The following is a 16,625-nucleotide window of genomic DNA, read 5'->3' as shown; positions in this document are numbered from 1 at the left end:
CCGTTGAGGGCGCCGACGACAATCACAAGGGCGATGACATCTCGGTCGAGGCCATCGCGGCCTCGAACCCGTCCTGGATCCTGGTGATGGATCGCGATGCGGTGTTCGCGAAGGACGACCCCTCCTACGTGCAGGCCGCGGACATTCTGGAGAAGAACCAGGCGCTGGCCTCCGTCAGCGCGATCCAGCAGAAGCATGTCGTCTACATGCCCTCAGACACCTACCTCAACGAGGGCATCCAGACGTACACGACCTTCCTCAACTCCTTCGCGGACGCCCTCGAGAAGAGCGCGAAGAAGAGCTGACGCCCCAGCGCATCCGGCCATGACCACCCGGCTCACCCGCCTCGCCCCGGGCAGCGCCTCCGCTGCTGCCCGGGGCAGGGCGCGGCTCTTCGATCCCGCTCTGCTCGTCGGCGTTCTCATCGTCGCGGGCCTCCTCGTGCTGTCGCTGTTCGTCGGTGTCTACGACGTGACCGGATCCGCGGATGGGGCGGAGATGTTCGCGATCACGCGCATCCCGCGAACGACTGCGCTCGTGCTCTCCGGGGCTGCGATGGCGATGGCGGGCCTGGTCATGCAGATGCTGACGCAGAACCGCTTCGTCGAACCGACCACCACCGGCACGACGGAGTGGGCAGGACTCGGTCTGCTCGCCGTCTCCATCCTCGTACCGCATCCGAGCATCCCGTTGCGGATGCTCGGTGCCGTGCTGTGCGCCTTCGTCGGAACCCTGGTGTTCTTCGCGTTCCTGCGGCGGGTGTCGCTGCGCTCCTCGCTGATCGTCCCGATCGTCGGCATCATGCTGGGCGCGGTGGTCGGATCCGTCTCGACCTACCTCGCCCTCGCGACCAACACGCTGCAGACCCTCGGGGTGTGGTTCGCCGGGAGCTTCACCTCGGTGCTGCGCGGGCAGTACGAGCTGCTCTGGATCGTCGCGGTCGTCGGGGTGATCGTCTTCATCGTCGCCGACCGGTTCACCATCGCGGGGCTCGGCGAGGAGATCGCCACGAACGCCGGCCTGAATCACGGCAGGGTCGTCCTGCTCGGAACCGTGCTCATCGCCGCGACCACGGGCGTGGTGACGGTGGTCGTCGGCAACCTGCCCTTCGTGGGACTGATCGTGCCGAACCTGGTGTCGATGATCCGCGGCGATGACCTGCGGAGCAACCTGCCCTGGGTGTGCCTGCTCGGCGTGGGCCTGGTCACGGTGTGCGACCTCATCGGACGCACCATCATCATGCCGTTCGAGGTGCCGGTGTCGCTCGTGCTGGGCCTCGTCGGGGCGGCGGTGTTCATCGTGCTGATTCTGAGGCAGCGTCCCCGTGGCTGAGGTGCTGAACTACGCGCAGGTGCCCGCGATGCCGGCGACCGAGCGCTCATCCGGCGCGTTCCCGACGGGCCGTGCCCGGCGACGATACGTCCTCGTGATCGCCGTACTGACCGTGCTCGCGGCGGCAGCGCTGATCGGGCTGCTCGTGCACGGCAACCCCGTGCCGTTCGGCACCGACGGCTTCTGGCGTGTCGTGCAGCTGCGGGTCACGAGCGTCCTGGTGATCCTCGTGGTCGCCATCGCTCACGCCACCGCKACCGTSGCGTTCCAGACGGCGGCGAACAACCGGATCGTGACCCCGTCGATCATGGGGTTCGAGTCGCTCTACACGGCGATCCAGACCACGGCGGTGTTCCTGCTCGGAGCCGCCGGCGTCACCGCGCTGCAAGGAGTGCCGCAGTTCGCGCTGCAGATCGTGCTGATGACGGGGTTCGCCGTGGCGCTCTACGGCTGGCTGCTGTCCGGACGGCGCGGCAGCATGCACGTGATGCTGCTCATCGGGATCGTGATCGGCGGAGGGCTCGGCGCCGTGTCCACGTTCATGCAGCGACTGCTCACCCCGGGCGAGTTCGACGTGCTCKCCGCGCGCCTGTTCGGSAGCRTCGCGAACGCCGASGCSTCCTATCTGCCGCTCGCGATCCCGCTGTGCCTGGTCGCATCAACGCTCCTATTCCTGCGCGCGCGCCGCCTGAACGTGCTGGCGCTCGGATCCGACGCCGCGAACGCGCTCGGCGTCGATCACCGTCGGGAGCAACTGCGCGTGCTGCTGCTCGTGGCCGTGCTCATGGCGACCTCGACCGCGCTGGTCGGGCCGATGACGTTCCTCGGCTTCCTCGTCGCGACSCTCGCSTAYCAGCTGGCSGACACSCACGACCACCGTCTCGTGCTCCCGGTCGCGATCCTCACCGCGATCGCCGTGCTGGGCGGCGCGTACTTCGTGATGAAGCACGTCTTCGCGGCGCAGGGCGCCGTCTCCATCATCATCGAGCTGGTCGGCGGATCCGTCTTCCTGCTCGTCCTGCTCAGGAAGGGACGTCTATGAACGCCAACGACAGATCCGCGAGACTCCAACTCCGCGACGAGACTGCGGTCTGGGAGCGCAGTCTCGTCGCCCAGATGAAGTCTCGCGGTCAGGGGGAAGGGCCGGGAGCGGGGCCGGGAGCGGGGCCGGGGCCGGGAGCCGGAGCGGGGGCGTGGGGCGAGGCGGAGTTTCCATCGTGGGGGTGCGCAAGCGGTACGGCGGCAGGGCGGGGCTGGGCGACGAGGTGTCGATCGGTCCGGTCGACCTGGAGATCCCCGCCGAGGGCGTGACGGCGCTGATCGGCCCGAACGGCGCCGGCAAGTCGACGCTGCTCACCATGATCGGGCGACTGCTCGGAATGGACCACGGATCCATCCGGATCTCCGGCTTCGATGTCGGGACCACGAAGTCGAARGATTTGGCCACGGTGGTCTCGATCCTGCGCCAGGAGAACCACTTCGTCACGCGGCTCACCGTGCGCCAGTTGGTCGGGTTCGGGCGGTTCCCGCATTCGCGCGGTCGGCTCACGCGCGCGGATGAGGAGGTGGTGAGCCGTGCGATCGACTTCCTCGAGCTGGGGGAGCTGGAGAAGCGCTACCTCGACGAGCTCTCCGGCGGGCAGCGGCAGCGCGCGTACGTCGCGATGGTGCTCGCGCAGGACACCGGCACGGTGCTGCTGGACGAGCCGCTCAACAACCTCGACATGAAGCATGCGGTGCGCATGATGCGGCATCTGCAGCGGATCTCGGGCGAGCTCGGCAAGAGCGTCGTCGTGGTGCTGCACGACATCAACTTCGCCGCGCGCTACGCCGACCGGATCTGCGTGATGAAGGACGGCGCGGTGGTCGCCTTCGGTCCGGTCGCCGAGATCATGCGCGGCGACGTGCTCACCGAGGTGTTCGAGACGCCCGTCACCGTGATCGACGGTCCGGACGGTCCGCTCGCCGTCTGGCACTAGCCGTCGCGCGACGTGCGCTCACCGCTTCCGGTGGTCCTCCGGGGCCAGGCGCGGGCCGCGTCGGGGCTCCAGGGCGCCGCTCATCCGGATGAGTCGCACCACGCGCTGGCGATGCCCCGCCCAGGGTTCGAGGAGCTCGAGCATGCCCGCATCGTCGGTGCGGTGGCCGGTGAGGGCGAAGCCGACCTCGTGCGGGAGGTGGTAGTCGCCGACGCTCACCGCGTCGGGGTCGCCGAGGGCGCGGATCCGTGTTTCTGCGGCCGTCCACAATCCGACGCCCGGAAGGCTCGTGAGTGCCCTGTCGCGCGTGGCGCCGTCTGCGGCCGCATGCACCGCGCGCTCTATCGCGATGGCGCGCTCGGCCGCACGGACGATCGTGCGGGACTGCGGCGGCTCGACGCCGGCGCGGTGCCACGCCCACGACGGGATGCGACGCCAGACGGTGGCATCGGGGGCGACGTACATCGGGCGCGGGGCGGGGCCGGGAGCGGCGTCGCCGAAGCGCGTGACGAGCGAGCGCCAGGCGCCGTACGCCTGCAGGCCGGTGACCTTCTGCTCGAGCACGACGCCGGCGAGGGCGTCGAAGACCGCACCCGTGCGTGTCAGGCGAACGCCGGGGTGTCGCTGTGCGGTCGCCGCGAGCAGTGGGTGGGAGGACGGGTCGAACCCGTCGGGGTCGTCGTGCGCGCCGCAGAGCGCGGGAACGAGGTCGAGGGCGGCATCGGCGCCGGGGCCCCAGGCGCTCGCCCGCACCTCACCCGACCCCGTGCGCAGCGCGAGCGTCGCGATGCCGGCGTCGGTGCGCAGCGCGAGCCAGAGCACCGCGCCGTCGTGCGCGACCGTGGGGTCGCGCGGCCCGCGGCCCAGGATGCCGACCGTGGCGTGCAGATCGAGCGGTCGCCCCGGCCGATACGCACTCTCGCGCATCGGCCACGCGCGTGGCGCGGGATCCGCGGCGAGGGTCATGGGAACACCCTAGATCCGTCCGCCGACAGCGGGATTCAGGATCCGATTCACACGGATCCGATTCACACGGCGCGAACCGGAGAAGCGCTCAGAACCGGTCGGGGGAGGGCGTGCCGACTCCGTAGCGGATGACGACGTCGGCGTGGCGGTCGAAGCGGTAGCCGACGCCGCGCACGGTGCGCACGATGTCCTCGTAGCGGCCGAGCTTGGCGCGCAGGCGCCGCACGTGCACATCGATCGTGCGCTCGCCGGGGGCCTCCTCGTCGGAGGTCTGCCACAGGGCGCCCACGAGCTCGCTGCGCTCGATGGTCGAACCCTCGCGCAGCACGAGGTACTGCAGCAGCTCGAACTCCTTGTACGTGAACGCGGCGGAGTCGCCGTCGATCAGCACGCGCTTGCGGGAGATGTCGACCACGACGCCGCCGCCGTCCTCCGGCTCGCGCTCCTCGGCCTCGGCCTTGGAACGGGCGATCGCGCCGGGCTCGTGCAGGGCGAGGCGCACGACGTCGAGGTCGCGGCCGCCGGTCCCCTGCGGGGCGAGGGCGACGGTGGCGTGGGTCTCGGCGTCGGGGGCGAGCTCGGCGAGCGTGCGGCGCAGGGCGTCGACGAGCAGCGGCAGGCTCACGCCGTTCGTGGCGGCCTTGAGCTCGTCGATGCCGACGTAGAGGGCGAAGCCGCGGGGCGACCGGGCCGGCGGCGCGTCGACGGCAGGAGCCGGCGCATCGATCTGAGTGCGCGGCACGGCGTGCAGACGGGGCGCGGCGACGGGGGAGACGGTGACGGGACGCTCGAGGAGGGCGGTGTTCGACATGATGATGGGTCCTTGAAAGGAGGGAGTCGGTCGACGACTCGGAGGGTGTTGCGAATGACCGGCGAGCCGGAGAGATCGAGCACGCGGATGGGTGCTCGGAGACTCAGCTCGCGAAGATCACGACGAGCGAGTCAGACGGAGTGCTGTGGCTTCAGCGACACATTCGGCAACACATACCAACGCAACCGGGCATCATCATCCCGGTCGTCCCGTTCGCCTCCTGGGCGGACAAGGGGCGTGCGTTGGTGGTCATGGGCCCGATTATTACCGAAGGTGACCTCCCGTGTCAAAACGGACCCGGTCGAACAATTCGGGCGTAGCGTGAAACCGTGGGGAATTCTGCAGGCCCGGATCGATTCGTACTCACTCGCGAAGAGGATGCGTCGCGCTACACGCTGACGCGCGGCGGCGTCCTGGTGAGCGTGCTCGACTATCACGACGACGGACGCACGATGGCGCTGACGAGGGCCTTCACCATCCCGTCTTTCCGCGGATCCGGCTACGCCGCCAGGGTCGTGGCGGGTGCCGTCGAGGACATCGCGGCGCGCGGGGATCGGCGCATCGACGCGGTCTGCTGGTACGTCGCCGACTGGTTCGACGCGCACCCCGAGCGGGCCGRTCTGCTSCGCGTGCGCTGAGCCTTATCGTCAGGCGCGCCGAGTGTGACGTTCTGTTACGCGCGGACAAGACCGTCCGGCAGGTCCTCTCCGGCCGGGTCTCCGGCACGCCTCGGCGGCAATGTCGGACCCCATCCGTAGCGTTGAGGGCATGAAGATCCTGCACACCTCGGACTGGCACATCGGCCGGACCTTCCACGGGCACTCCACCCTGGAAGCGCTCGCCGAGGTGCTCGCCGCCCTGGTCGTGCAGGTGCAGGAGAACGGCGTCGACGTGGTCGTCGTCGCCGGCGACGTGTTCGACTCCGCCACCCCGGCCGCTCCCGCCTACACGCTGCTCACCGACACCCTCGTCGCGCTGCACGCGACGGGTGCCCGCGTGATCGTCACGAGCGGCAACCACGACTCGGCGGCCCGGCTGGGCTTCCAGGCACGTCTGCTGCGCGAGGGGATCCACGTCGTCACGGATCCGCGCAGCATCGGCGAGCCGATCACGATCGAAGACGCCGACGGTCCGGTCCATTTCTTCGGGATTCCCTACCTCGAGCCCGCCATCGTGCGGCAGCATGCCGTGTTCTCCGGCGACGCCGAGGGGCGCCCGCTGCGCACCCAGGCGCAGACGCTTGCGCACGCCACGGGGCTCGTCCGGGCCGGGATGGCCGAGCATCCGGGGCGCGCCGTCGTGATCGCGCACTGCTTCGCCGCCGGCGTCGACGCGACGGTCGGTCTCGAGCGCGAGATCCGGCAGGGCGGCATCGACATGGTGCCGGTGTCCGTGTTCGACGGCGCCGACTACGTCGCGCTCGGGCACATCCATGGGCGTCAGGCGCTCACCGAGCGCGTCCGCTACGCGGGTGCGCCCCTGCACTACAGCTTCGGCGAGCAGCACAAGCCCCGCGGATCCTGGCTCATCGACCTGGCGGCCGACGGCAGGGTCGATGCGCAGTGGCTGGAGCTGCCCGTGCCGCGCCGGCTCGTGACCCTGACCGGGCCCCTGGACGAGATCCTCTCGGCCGAGAACGTCGCAGCGCACCACGACGACTGGGTGTGCGCGGTCTACACCGATGATCTGCCGCAGACCGAGCCGATGCGGCGCCTGCGCGAGAAGTACCCGTTCTGCGCACTCGTGCAGCACGAGCCCGCGCGCACGTCTGCGGTCGAGGAGCGTTCCTACAGCGAGCGGCTGCGCACCGCCGCGACCGACGAGGAGCGCATCGACGCCTTCCTCGCGCATGTGCGGGACGGCGCGGGGGCGACCGCACGCGAGCAGGAGCTGATCCGTGAAGTGCTCGACGACCGCGCGCTGGCGGAAGCCCTCGTCTAGTGCAGCTGCATCGACTCGAGATCGAGGGGTTCGGCCCGTTCCTGCGGCGGCAGACGATCGACTTCGACGCATTCGCCGACGACGGCCTCTTCCTCATCGGCGGTCGCACCGGCGCGGGCAAGTCGAGCATCCTCGATGCCGTGTGCTTCGGGCTCTACGGCAACGTGCCGCGCTACGAGGGCGGCGAGAAGCGCCTGCGCAGTGACCACTGCGAGCCCGCGGATCCGACCGAGGTGGTCGTCGAGTTCAGCACCGTCGCCGGCCGATTCAGGGTCACGCGATCGCCCGAGTATCAGCGCCCGGCGAAGCGCGGCGGCGGGCTGACCAAGCAGGCGTCCGCCGCGGCGCTGGACGAGCTCGTCGGCGGGAACTGGATCGGCCGGGCTGCGCGGGAGGTCGACGTCGCGCACGAGCTGGATGAGATCCTGCAGCTGAACCTGCAGCAGTTCCTGCAGGTGATCCTGCTCGCGCAGGGGCGCTTCGCACGATTCCTGCTCGCGGACAGCAGGGAGCGCCAATCTCTGCTGCGCCGGCTCTTCGGCACCGGCCGGTTCGAGGACTACCAGGCCAGCTTCGACGAGCGCCGCCGCGCGTCGGAGCAGGCGCTGGGCGCGGGACGCGCGACCGTGATGGCCCGCGTCGAGCAGGCCGAGCAGCTCGTCGCCGAGAACGACCTGCACGGGGCCAGCGCCGGTGCCGAGACGGTGCCGGCCGACGCCGACGCCTCGGTCGACGCACGTCTCGACGCGCTGCACCGGGCAGGAGCGCGGGCGGACTACCGCTCCGAGCAGCGCCGCCAGGAACGCGACCTGGCCGAGGCGGCGCATCGCGCCGCGACCACCGCGCTCGCCGCGGCGCGAGAGGAACGCCAGGCGCAGACGGAGCGGGATCGCGCGCGCGCCGCGCTCGCCGCGCTCGACGCCGAAGCTCTCCGGATCGCCGCCGATCGTCGCACCCTGGACGATGCCAGGGCCGCCGAAGCCCTCCGGCACGTGCTGCGCACGGCGGAGCGCACCGCGGCCGCGGCCACGGCTGCCACCGCGGTGGCCACCGAGGCCGAAGCGGCATGGCGAGGGATCGCCGCGGGCGATGATCAGGCGCCGGACGGCTCCTCCGCGGAAGCACTGCGGACGTGGGCATCCGACCTCATCCGGGCCAGCGGCGCCTGGCAGCAGGCTGCCGCGACCGAGGGGCAGCTCGCCGGCCATGAGGCGGCGGTGAAGACCGCCCTGAGCGAGCAGGCGGCCGCGGCAGCGGACCGCGCGATCCACGAATCGGAGCGCGCCGCTCTGCCTGCCGCGATCGATGCCCTGACCGCGGAGCGCGACGATCTGCGCCGACGAGCCGATCGTGCCGCGGACCTCGAGACCGCCGTGGCATCGGCGGCGGTGCGGCTCGAGGGCGCCAGGGACGCTGCGGCACGCACCCAGGAGCGGAGTGCGGTCGAGCGGACGGTCGCCGACCGCGAGCAGGAGGCTGCAGCCGCCTTCGCGCGTGCTGCGGATCTGCGCCGCCGCCGCGACGCGGGGATGGCCGGTGAGCTCGCCGAGGCCCTGATTCCGGGCGAGGCCTGCAGTGTGTGCGGATCCACCGAGCACCCGGCGCCGGCCGCGCATGCGGATCCGGTCTCGGCGGACGATGTGGCCGAGGCCACGGACGCGCGGGAGCGCGCCACCGAGCTCGTGCGCGCGGCCACGAAGGCACTGGCTGCGCTGGATGCCGAGCTGGCTGCCGCGGCCGTACGCGCCGACGGGCGCACGATCGAGACCGCCGAAGCGGAGCTCGTCGCTGCGCGCGCGGAGCAGGACGCGGCTTCGGCGGCGCAGACGGTTGCCGCGGAGGCGGAGCAGCGCCTCGCCGAGCTGCGGGGCAAGGGCGTCCGTCTCGACGCGACGATCGCCGATCTGTCCGCCCGTCACGCCGAGGCGAGCGAGCGCGTGGTGCTCGCGCGGCAGGTTCTCGCCACGGCGCAGGAGTCCGTTGCCCAGGCGCGTGGTGCGTTCGACAGCGTCGCCGCGCGGATCGACGATGCGGCGGTCCGGATCTCCGCCGCGCAGGCCCTCGCCACGGCGCTGGACGAGAGTGAGGCCCGCGCCGAGTCCGCAGCTGCCGCGCTCGCAGAGCAGCAGGAGGCGCTGACCGCGTCGCCGTTCGACGATGCGACCGCGGCCGGAGCCGCGCTGCGCAGCCCGGCCGATCAGGTCGGGCTCGAGGAGCGGATCGCCGCACATGCCGCGGAGCGCACCAAGGAACGTGCGATCCTCCTCGATCTCGAACTGCGCACCCTCCCTGACGAGCCGATCGACCTCGCTCCCCACGAATCCGCCGAATCCACCGCGCGCATCGCGTGGACGGCCGCCGTCGACGCCGCCAGCCGGGCCGACGCGATCGCCGCTCAACTCCGAGCCCTCCTCGAGACGGCGGCGGCCGAGCATTCCCGCGGTGCGGCGGCCGCCGCGGACCACGAGGTGCTGCAACAGCTCGCCGATGCCGTGGCCGGCCGTGGGGCGAACACCTATCGGATGAACCTCGAGACCTTCGTGCTCGCGGCCGAGCTCGAGGAGATCGTCGCCGCGGCGAATCTGCGCCTCGCAGACATGTCATCGGGCCGCTACCAGCTGCAGCACAGCGACGCCAGGGCCGCACGCGGGGCCGCCTCCGGTCTCGGGATCGTCGTGTTCGACGCGTTCACCGGCCAGACCCGGCCCGCGCAGTCGCTCTCCGGCGGGGAGACGTTCCTCGGCTCGCTCGCGCTCGCGCTCGGCCTCGCCGAAGTCGTCACCGCTCGTGCCGGCGGCATCCAGCTCGACACCCTGTTCATCGACGAGGGCTTCGGATCCCTCGACGGCGAGACGCTCGACGTGGCGATGCGCACTCTGGACGAACTGCGCGCAGGTGGCCGCACGGTCGGCGTCATCAGTCACGTCGAGGCCATGCAGGAGCAGATCCCGGCGCAGATCACGGTCCGCGCGACCCCCGACGGCCCGAGCGTGATCGAGTCCTGACGGGCGGGCGCGCGTTCGAATCGTGGAGGCCGAGCGCCGTCAGATCAGTTCGTACACCGTCGCGTTCGCCATGCCGCCGCCCTCGCACATCGTCTGCAGGCCGTAGCGGATCCCGTTCTGCTGCATGTGGTGCAGCAGGGTCGTGGCCAGGCGTGCGCCCGATCCGCCCAGCGGATGCCCCAGGGCGATCGCCCCTCCGCGCGGGTTGACGAGGTCGGGATCCGCGCCGGTCTCGGCGAGCCAGGCGAGCACGACCGGGGCGAAGGCCTCGTTGACCTCGAAGGCGCCGATGTCGGCGATGTCGAGGCCGGCGCGCTTCAGCACCTTCGCCGTGGCCGGGATGGGACCTGTGAGCATGAGGATCGGATCCGAGCCCACGACCGCGACGCTGTGCACGCGCGCGATCGGGGTGAGCCCGAGCTCCGCCGCCCGCGCGCTCGTCATCATGAGCACGGCGGCCGCGCCGTCGGAGATCTGGGAGGCGCTGCCGGCCGTCACCACACCGCCGGAGAGGAACGGCGTCGGCAGGGTCGCCAGGCGTTCGACGGTCGAGTCGGGCCGGATCCCCTGATCAGTGGTCACGACGCCTGCGGCGGTGGGGACGGGAACGATCTCATCGGCGAACAAGCCGGAAGCGGTCGCGGACGCGGCGCGCTGATGCGAGCGCACCGCGAACTCGTCCAGCTCGGTGCGGGTCAGGCCCCACTTCTGCGCGATGAGCTCGGCGCCGACGCCCTGGTTGCCCAGATCGGGGAAACGCTCGTGCATGAGCGGGCCGTAGGGATCCGCGCCGGCGACGCTGGAGAACATCGGCACGCGCGACATGACCTCGACCCCGCCCGCCACCACGATGTCCGCGTAGCCCGCGATGATCGCCGCGGCGGCGCTCTGGATCGCCTGCTGCGACGAGCCGCACTGCCGGTCGATGGTCATCCCCGGCACATGCTCGGGCAGCCCCGCGGCGAGAGCGGCGTTGCGGCCCACGTTGAACGACTGCTCGCCCACCTGCGACACGCACCCCCACAGCACATCGTCGACGAGGGCGGGATCCACACCGGTGTCCGCCAGCACGGCCCGGATGGGATGCGTGGAGAGATCGACCGGGTGGACGCCGCTGAAGACGCCGCGTTCGGGCTTGCCGATGCCGACCGCCGTGCGGCGGGCGGCGACGATGACGGCGTCTCTGCTGCTCATGAAACCATTGTCTCTCTGCCGGGCAGGCCGGGCGCGTGCGGCGGCCCCGCGATCACTCCACGGTCACCGACTTCGCCAGGTTTCGGGGCTTGTCGACGTCGTGCCCGAGCCGGACCGCAGCGAAGTATGCGAGCAGCTGCGTCGGGATGGTCAGCAGGATCGGATCCAGCTCCGGCTCGTTCTTGGGCACGACGATCGTGCGGGCGTCGAGGTGCGCGAGATCGACTCCGGCATGGGTGATCGCGATGAGTGGCCCCTTGCGCGCGAGGATCTGCTCCGCGGCTCCGAGGTTGCGGTCGGTCAGCTCGTCCTCGGGGATGAGTGCGACCGTCGGCATGTCGGGGTCGATCAGTGCGAGAGGACCGTGCTTGAGCTCGCTCGTCTGGTAGGCCTCCGCGTGGATGTAGCTGATCTCCTTGAGTTTCTGCGCGCCCTCCCTCGCCACGGGGAACCCGCGCACGCGACCGATGTAGAACGCGCTCTTGGCCTTCGCGATGTCCTCGGCGACGTCCGCGATCGGATCCGCATTCTCGAGGATGTCCCGGATCTGCTCGGGGATGCGCTGCAGACCGCGCAGGATGCGCTGTCCGTCGGCGTGCGACAGGTCGTGCAGACGGCCCAGGTGCAGCGCCAGCAGGGCGAACGAGAGGGCYATGTTGGTGAGCGCCTTGGTGGAGGCGACGGAGATCTCCGGCCCCGCGTGCAGGTAGATCCCGCCGTCGACCGTGCGGGCGATCGTCGAGCCGACCACGTTGACGACGCCGATGACGCGGCCGCCCTTGCGCTTGATCTCCTCGACGGCGAAGGCGGTGTCGGCGGTCTCGCCGCTCTGGCTCACCGCGACGTACAGCGTGTCCGACTCGATGATGGGCTGGCGGTAGCGGAACTCGGATGCGGCTTCCGCGTCCGCGGGGATGCGCGCCAGGTCTTCGATGAGCTGCGCGCCGAGCTGGCCCACGTAGTAGGCGGATCCGCAGCCGAGGATCTTGATCCGCCGGAAGCCGCGGAGCTCCCGCAGATCCAGTCCGAGTCCGTCCAGGCGGGCAGTGGCGAACCGCTCGTCCAGCCGGCCGCGCAGGACCATCGCGGCGGCGTCGGGCTGCTCGTGGATCTCCTTGAGCATGTAGTGCTGGTAGCCGCTGAGCTCGAGGTCCTCCGCGGCGACGCTGATCTCGACGGGCTCCGAGCTGGTCGGGGTGTTGCCGCGGTCGAAGGTGCGGAAGCCGGTCGCGGTCACGGTCGCCAGCTCGCCGTCGTTCAGGTGCACGACCCGGTCGGTGTGCCGCACGAGCGCGGCCACGTCGCTGGCGACGAGCATCTCCTTGTCGCCGATGCCGATGATCAGGGGGGATCCGCTGCGCGCCAGGACGATCCGCTCGGGGTGCTGCTCATCGAGCACCGCGAGGGCGTAAGTGCCGGTGATCCGCCCGAGCGCGGAGAGCACGGCCTCCTCGAGGGTCGCCGCCTCCGACTGCGCGATGAGGTGCGCGATGACCTCGGTGTCGGTGTCGCTCGTGAGCGGGACGCCTGCCTCGGCCAACTGCGATCGGAGGGCGGCCGCGTTGTCGATGATCCCGTTGTGCACGACGCTGATCCGGCCGTCCTGGCTGCGCTGGGGGTGCGCGTTCTGCTCGATGGCGGGGCCGTGCGTCGCCCAGCGCGTGTGGCCGATCCCAACCGTGCCGGTCAGCCGCTTCGGCAGGGCGGCCTCGAGCTCGCGCACACGGCCCACGCGGCGGATCGCCGTGGTGCCCTTGCTGCCGAGGACGGCGACGCCGGCCGAGTCGTAGCCGCGGTACTCGAGGCGGGTGAGGCCTTCGACGAGGACGGGGGCGGCGGCCTGGTGGCCGATGTATCCGACGATTCCGCACATGGTGGGCTCCTCAGAGGTCGATGGTGGATGGAGATCCGTGGGGGATGAACGGGGCGGGCTGGGCGGGCGGTGCTCAGCCGTACACGATGCGGCGCAGCTGCCGCTCGGACAGGTCCGGGGCCGCGACGCGACGCCCCCGCAGCTCCGCGGCGATGAGGGCGAACGCCTCGGCGTTGCGCGTGCCGTAGAGCTGCAGTTCACTGTGGCGGCGCCGCACGAAGGCCTCGACCGGCTCGTCGTACCAGGCGAGCACGTCGTCGACGACCCGCGCGGCGACGCTCGCCGGCAGACCGGTCGACGCCGAGATCCGGTGGATCAGGTCATCGTCGGTCATGACACGAGTATGCGGATCCGACTCGCCGAATGACAAGAATCTGCCCGAATTCGGGCAGATCTCGTCGGTTGTCGGGCCGATCCGCCCGACGCCTGTCAATTCGAAGCGCGCAAATGGCTGGATCTACCTCCGGATGCAGCCATCTGCGCGCTTCGAAACGAAAGTTCTCAGAGTCCGAGGCTGCGGGCGATCAGCATGAGCTGCACCTCGGTGGTGCCTTCGCCGACCTCGAGGATCTTCGAGTCGCGGTAGTGCCGGGCCACGCGGTACTCGTTCATGAAGCCGTTGCCGCCGAACACCTGGGTGGCGTCACGAGCATTGTCCATCGCCGCATCGCTCGCGGTGAGCTTGGCGATCGCCGCCTCCTGCTTGAACGGCTTGCCCGCGAGCATGAGCGCGGCCGCGTGGTAGTAGGCGCGACGGGCGACCTGGGCGCGCGCCTCCATGCGGGCGATCTTGAACGCGATGGCCTGATGCCCGCCGATGTGCGTGCCGAAGGCCTGACGCTCCTTCGCATAACGGACGGCGTCGTCGACGCAGCCCTGCGCGGCGCCGACCGCGAGGGCCGCGATCGCGATGCGTCCCTCATCCAGGATCCGCAGGAAGTTCGCGTAGCCGCGCCCGCGCTCGCCGAGCAGGTTGTCGGCGGGCACGCGCACGTCGTCGAACGACAGTCCGTGGGTGTCCGAGGCGTTCCAGCCGACCTTGTCGTACGGCGGCGCGACGGTGAAGCCCGGCGTGCCCGAGGGCACGATGATCGTCGAGATCTCCTTGCCCCGCTCGGTCTCGCCGGTCACGGCCGTGACGGTCACGAACGCGGTGATGTCGGTGCCGGAGTTGGTGATGAACTGCTTCGAGCCGTTGATCACCCATTCGTCTGCGCCTGAACCAGCGGTGTCGAGGCGCGCGGTGGTGCGGGTGCGGCCGGCGTCGCTGCCCGCGTCCGGCTCGGTGAGGCCGAAGCCCCCGAGAGTCGTGCCGGCGGCGAGCGAGGGCAGCCAGCGCTGTCTCTGCTCCTCGGTGCCGAAGCGGAAGATCGGCATGGCGCCGAGCGAGACGCCGGCCTCGAGGGTGATGGCGACGCTCTGATCGACCTTGGCGAGTTCCTCCAGCGCCAGGCAGAGCGCGAAGTAGTCGCCGCCCATGCCGCCGTACTCCTCGGGGAACGGCAGGCCGAACAGGCCCAGCCCGGCCATGCCGGCGACCACTTCGTAGGGGAAACTGTGCTTCCGGTCGTGCTGGGCGGAGACGGGAGCGACCACCTGCTCGGCGAAATCGCGGACGGTCGCGGACAGCTCGCGGTACTCCTCGGGGAGTTCGGACGGGATCGCCTCGGACACGCTGATCAGCTCCTCAGTGAACGATCGGTAACTGAAACAAATGTTAGCGCGCGTTCACTCGACTGTCCAGGATCGCTATCCTTACGGGATGACCACCGCGAGGGCGCAGGGGAAGGCACGGACGAGGCAGCTGTTCCTCGACGCCGCCGCCCGGCTCTTCGCCGACCGCGGGTTCCACGCGGTCTCGATCGGCGAGCTCGGCACCGCGGTCGGGGTCAGCGGGCCCGCTCTGTACCGGCATTTCCCGAGCAAGGAGGCGATGCTCGAGGAGATCCTGCTCGGCACCAGCGAGTTCCTGCTGCGCGGCGGATCCGAGATCGCCGGCGCACTGCACTCGTCCGATCGGGCACTGCTGGATGACCTGATCGACTTCCACCTCACGTTCGCCCTGGCGCACCGGGATGTGATCCGGGTGCAGGACCGCGAGCTCGGCACGCTGCCGAAGGCCGCGAACCGTCAGGTGCGCAAGCTGCAGCGCCAGTACCTCGACCTGTGGGCCGAGGTCGTCGGGCGCATCCGGCCCGAGCTCGAGAAGGCCGACCGCCAGGTGATGATGCACGCGGTGTTCGGGTTGCTGAACTCCACCGCGCACAACTCCGTCGCCGGATCCGTGCACGAGCGCGCGATCCTCGCGGCGGCCGCCCGGTGCGTTCTCGTCGGAGGGTGAGCCCCGCCGTTCAGGGTCACAGGGACAGCTCGGAGCAGCCGGTCACGATGCGGGCGTAGCCGAGCACGAGCTCGCGCGCGCGACGGGGGCTCGCCGAGCGGTTGCCGCTGATGATGTGCAGCTCGTAGGCGTCCTCGAGGGAGACGAAGTTCTGCGCGAGGTCGATGATGGGGCCGGCGAGTCGGAAGTGCCCTTGCGCGACGCCGAGCTGCAATGCGGCGAAGTACAGCGCGACCTGTCGGTCGTAAAGCGCCTGCAGCAATGGACCCATCGTGGCGCTGCCTCTGCGGAACAGGTCGATGTCGTGCATGGCGATGACGAGCGCGTCGTCCTCGCTCTTCGGGATGCCCGCGTCGATCATCGCGACGAGCTGCTCCCGCGCATCCGGGATGTCGGCGAGGGCCTGCAGGCGCGTCGTGTAGAACCGCTCGCACGCCCACGTGTAGACATCGTCGATGAGCTGATCGAGGTCGTTGAAGTGGTAGTGCACGGTGCCGGTCGACACCCCGGCCCGTTCGGCGACGTCCTGGACGCGCAGGTTCGCGATCCCGCGGTCGCGGATCGCATCGAGCGTCGCCAGGATCAGCTGGTCGCGACGCTCCGGCGTCTTCTTCGCGCTAGCCATGCGCCCATCCTCTCAGGGTGGGGAGTCGTCCCGCGGATCCGATCGAGATCCTCTCCGAATGTTACGAGTTTGATTCGTGAGTCAAAAGTTCGCGGCCAGCCGTTGACTTAACAGGAATCCTACTTTTGACTGGGCAATCAAATAACCCATTCGAGGAAGGGCTCGACGATGAGCGACGGATTGCAGGAAGAGCTCGGCGAGGCGGCCGGCGCGCTGGGGGCGAAGGCTCCAGGGGTCGTGCCCGACGCGGGGAAGTACGAACAGCAGCTCTCCCGGGGGCTGACCTTCAAGGAGAACATCCTGATCACGCTCTCGGCGGTGACGCCCGCGTCGAGCGTGTTCATCATCGTGCCTGCGATCATCAACGGCATCGGCGGGGCGTCGGCCCTCGCCTTCCTGATCGGCGCTCTCGTCGGCGTCTTCGTCGCGCTCTGCTATGCCGAGCTGTCCAGCGCCTTCCCGATCACCGGCGGCGAGTACGCGTTCGTGGCGCGCACGCTCGGCAAGCCCTGGGGCTTCGGGCTGTTCCTGCTGAACCTGGTCAGCGGCGTGCTCATC

16 protein-coding genes are annotated in these 16,625 nt (G+C 70.4%); 9 read left to right on the top strand and 7 right to left on the bottom strand.

What is annotated here, in order from left to right; all coding sequences use genetic code 11:
- The 4 genes from AC1DMN_RS17665 to AC1DMN_RS17650 all read left to right on the top strand — a co-directional run.
- Positions 1-305, top strand: a 305-nt coding sequence (locus AC1DMN_RS17665; RefSeq protein ID WP_477384696.1) for an ABC transporter substrate-binding protein, incomplete at its 5' end; no start/stop codon positions are given.
- Positions 306-324: 19 nt separating this feature from the next.
- A complete protein-coding gene (locus AC1DMN_RS17660; protein ID WP_441975631.1) occupies positions 325-1,332 on the top strand; it encodes an ABC transporter permease in 1,008 nt (335 codons plus the stop codon).
- A 28-nt stretch (positions 1,333-1,360) separates the two neighbouring features.
- A complete protein-coding gene (locus AC1DMN_RS17655) occupies positions 1,361-2,374 on the top strand; it encodes an iron chelate uptake ABC transporter family permease subunit (RefSeq protein WP_477384698.1) in 1,014 nt (337 codons plus the stop codon).
- Positions 2,375-2,555: 181 nt separating this feature from the next.
- Complete coding sequence (locus AC1DMN_RS17650) at positions 2,556-3,311, top strand: iron ABC transporter ATP-binding protein (RefSeq protein ID WP_441975632.1); 756 nt, start codon at positions 2,556-2,558, stop codon at positions 3,309-3,311.
- A gap of 18 nt (positions 3,312-3,329) precedes the next feature.
- Here the strand turns inward: AC1DMN_RS17650 and AC1DMN_RS17645 are convergent, their stop codons facing one another.
- Positions 3,330-4,277 (bottom strand): DNA-3-methyladenine glycosylase family protein, encoded by a 948-nt coding sequence (locus tag AC1DMN_RS17645; protein WP_477230416.1) that lies wholly within the window; start codon positions 4,275-4,277, stop codon positions 3,330-3,332.
- An 88-nt stretch (positions 4,278-4,365) separates the two neighbouring features.
- Positions 4,366-5,088, bottom strand: coding sequence for a winged helix-turn-helix domain-containing protein (locus AC1DMN_RS17640; protein WP_440734855.1), 723 nt, complete (start codon positions 5,086-5,088; stop codon positions 4,366-4,368).
- A gap of 329 nt (positions 5,089-5,417) precedes the next feature.
- Between AC1DMN_RS17640 and AC1DMN_RS17635 the strand changes: the two genes are divergently transcribed.
- From AC1DMN_RS17635 to AC1DMN_RS17625, 3 genes are all read left to right on the top strand, one after another.
- Positions 5,418-5,726 carry a GNAT family N-acetyltransferase gene (locus tag AC1DMN_RS17635; protein WP_477384694.1) on the top strand — a complete coding sequence of 103 codons (309 nt, stop codon included), beginning with the start codon at positions 5,418-5,420 and terminating at the stop codon, positions 5,724-5,726.
- A gap of 130 nt (positions 5,727-5,856) precedes the next feature.
- Positions 5,857-7,029, top strand: coding sequence for an exonuclease SbcCD subunit D (locus AC1DMN_RS17630; protein WP_477230415.1), 1,173 nt, complete (start codon positions 5,857-5,859; stop codon positions 7,027-7,029).
- On the top strand, positions 7,029-10,034 hold the full coding sequence (locus AC1DMN_RS17625) for an AAA family ATPase (RefSeq protein ID WP_477230414.1): 3,006 nt from the start codon (positions 7,029-7,031) through the stop codon (positions 10,032-10,034). Before AC1DMN_RS17630 ends, AC1DMN_RS17625 begins: the two co-directional genes overlap by 1 nt.
- A gap of 39 nt (positions 10,035-10,073) precedes the next feature.
- On the opposite strand, the gene AC1DMN_RS17620 is transcribed toward AC1DMN_RS17625, so the two are convergent.
- The 4 genes from AC1DMN_RS17620 to AC1DMN_RS17605 all read right to left on the bottom strand — a co-directional run bounded on the left by AC1DMN_RS17620 (position 10,074) and on the right by AC1DMN_RS17605 (position 14,775).
- Complete coding sequence (locus tag AC1DMN_RS17620; protein ID WP_477230413.1) at positions 10,074-11,228, bottom strand: thiolase family protein; 1,155 nt, start codon at positions 11,226-11,228, stop codon at positions 10,074-10,076.
- Positions 11,229-11,280: 52 nt separating this feature from the next.
- Positions 11,281-13,101: a glutamine--fructose-6-phosphate transaminase (isomerizing) gene (glmS, locus tag AC1DMN_RS17615; protein WP_477384692.1), complete on the bottom strand. Its 1,821-nt coding sequence runs from the start codon at positions 13,099-13,101 to the stop codon at positions 11,281-11,283.
- A gap of 73 nt (positions 13,102-13,174) precedes the next feature.
- The gene (locus tag AC1DMN_RS17610) at positions 13,175-13,435 is read right to left on the bottom strand and encodes a hypothetical protein (protein ID WP_441975638.1); all 261 of its coding nucleotides are present in this window, start codon (positions 13,433-13,435) and stop codon (positions 13,175-13,177) included.
- Positions 13,436-13,602: 167 nt separating this feature from the next.
- Positions 13,603-14,775, bottom strand: coding sequence for an acyl-CoA dehydrogenase family protein (locus AC1DMN_RS17605; RefSeq protein WP_477230411.1), 1,173 nt, complete (start codon positions 14,773-14,775; stop codon positions 13,603-13,605).
- Between the two features lie 88 nt (positions 14,776-14,863).
- Here AC1DMN_RS17605 and AC1DMN_RS17600 point away from each other — a divergent pair, with 88 nt between their 5' ends.
- Positions 14,864-15,442, top strand: a complete 579-nt coding sequence (locus AC1DMN_RS17600) for a TetR/AcrR family transcriptional regulator (protein WP_440734863.1) — start codon at positions 14,864-14,866, stop codon at positions 15,440-15,442.
- A 16-nt stretch (positions 15,443-15,458) separates the two neighbouring features.
- Here AC1DMN_RS17600 and AC1DMN_RS17595 read toward each other — a convergent pair whose 3' ends face one another.
- Positions 15,459-16,067, bottom strand: a complete 609-nt coding sequence (locus tag AC1DMN_RS17595) for a TetR/AcrR family transcriptional regulator (protein ID WP_440734864.1) — start codon at positions 16,065-16,067, stop codon at positions 15,459-15,461.
- Positions 16,068-16,235: 168 nt separating this feature from the next.
- On the opposite strand from AC1DMN_RS17595, the gene AC1DMN_RS17590 reads away from it, so the two are divergent.
- On the top strand, positions 16,236-16,625 hold a 390-nt coding region (locus tag AC1DMN_RS17590), incomplete at its 3' end, for an amino acid permease (protein ID WP_477384690.1).

This window comes from Microbacterium sp. 01T413_2, assembly GCF_056398985.1.
Note: the sequence above shows the minus strand (reverse complement) of the source record. Positions and strands in the feature narration are given on the sequence as shown.

Bases quoted from the DNA above. Each gene is read 5' to 3' on its own strand.
- AC1DMN_RS17640 (WP_440734855.1), bottom strand. From the start codon at position 5,088: ATGTCGAACACCGCCCTCCTCGAGCGTCCCGTCACCGTCTCCCCCGTC.
- AC1DMN_RS17600 (WP_440734863.1), top strand. From the start codon at position 14,864: ATGACCACCGCGAGGGCGCAGGGGAAGGCACGGACGAGGCAGCTGTTC.
- AC1DMN_RS17610 (WP_441975638.1), bottom strand. From the start codon at position 13,435: ATGACCGACGATGACCTGATCCACCGGATCTCGGCGTCGACCGGTCTG.
- AC1DMN_RS17645 (WP_477230416.1), bottom strand. From the start codon at position 4,277: ATGACCCTCGCCGCGGATCCCGCGCCACGCGCGTGGCCGATGCGCGAG.
- AC1DMN_RS17660 (WP_441975631.1), top strand. From the start codon at position 325: ATGACCACCCGGCTCACCCGCCTCGCCCCGGGCAGCGCCTCCGCTGCT.
- AC1DMN_RS17595 (WP_440734864.1), bottom strand. From the start codon at position 16,067: ATGGCTAGCGCGAAGAAGACGCCGGAGCGTCGCGACCAGCTGATCCTG.
- AC1DMN_RS17630 (WP_477230415.1), top strand. From the start codon at position 5,857: ATGAAGATCCTGCACACCTCGGACTGGCACATCGGCCGGACCTTCCAC.
- AC1DMN_RS17620 (WP_477230413.1), bottom strand. From the start codon at position 11,228: ATGAGCAGCAGAGACGCCGTCATCGTCGCCGCCCGCCGCACGGCGGTC.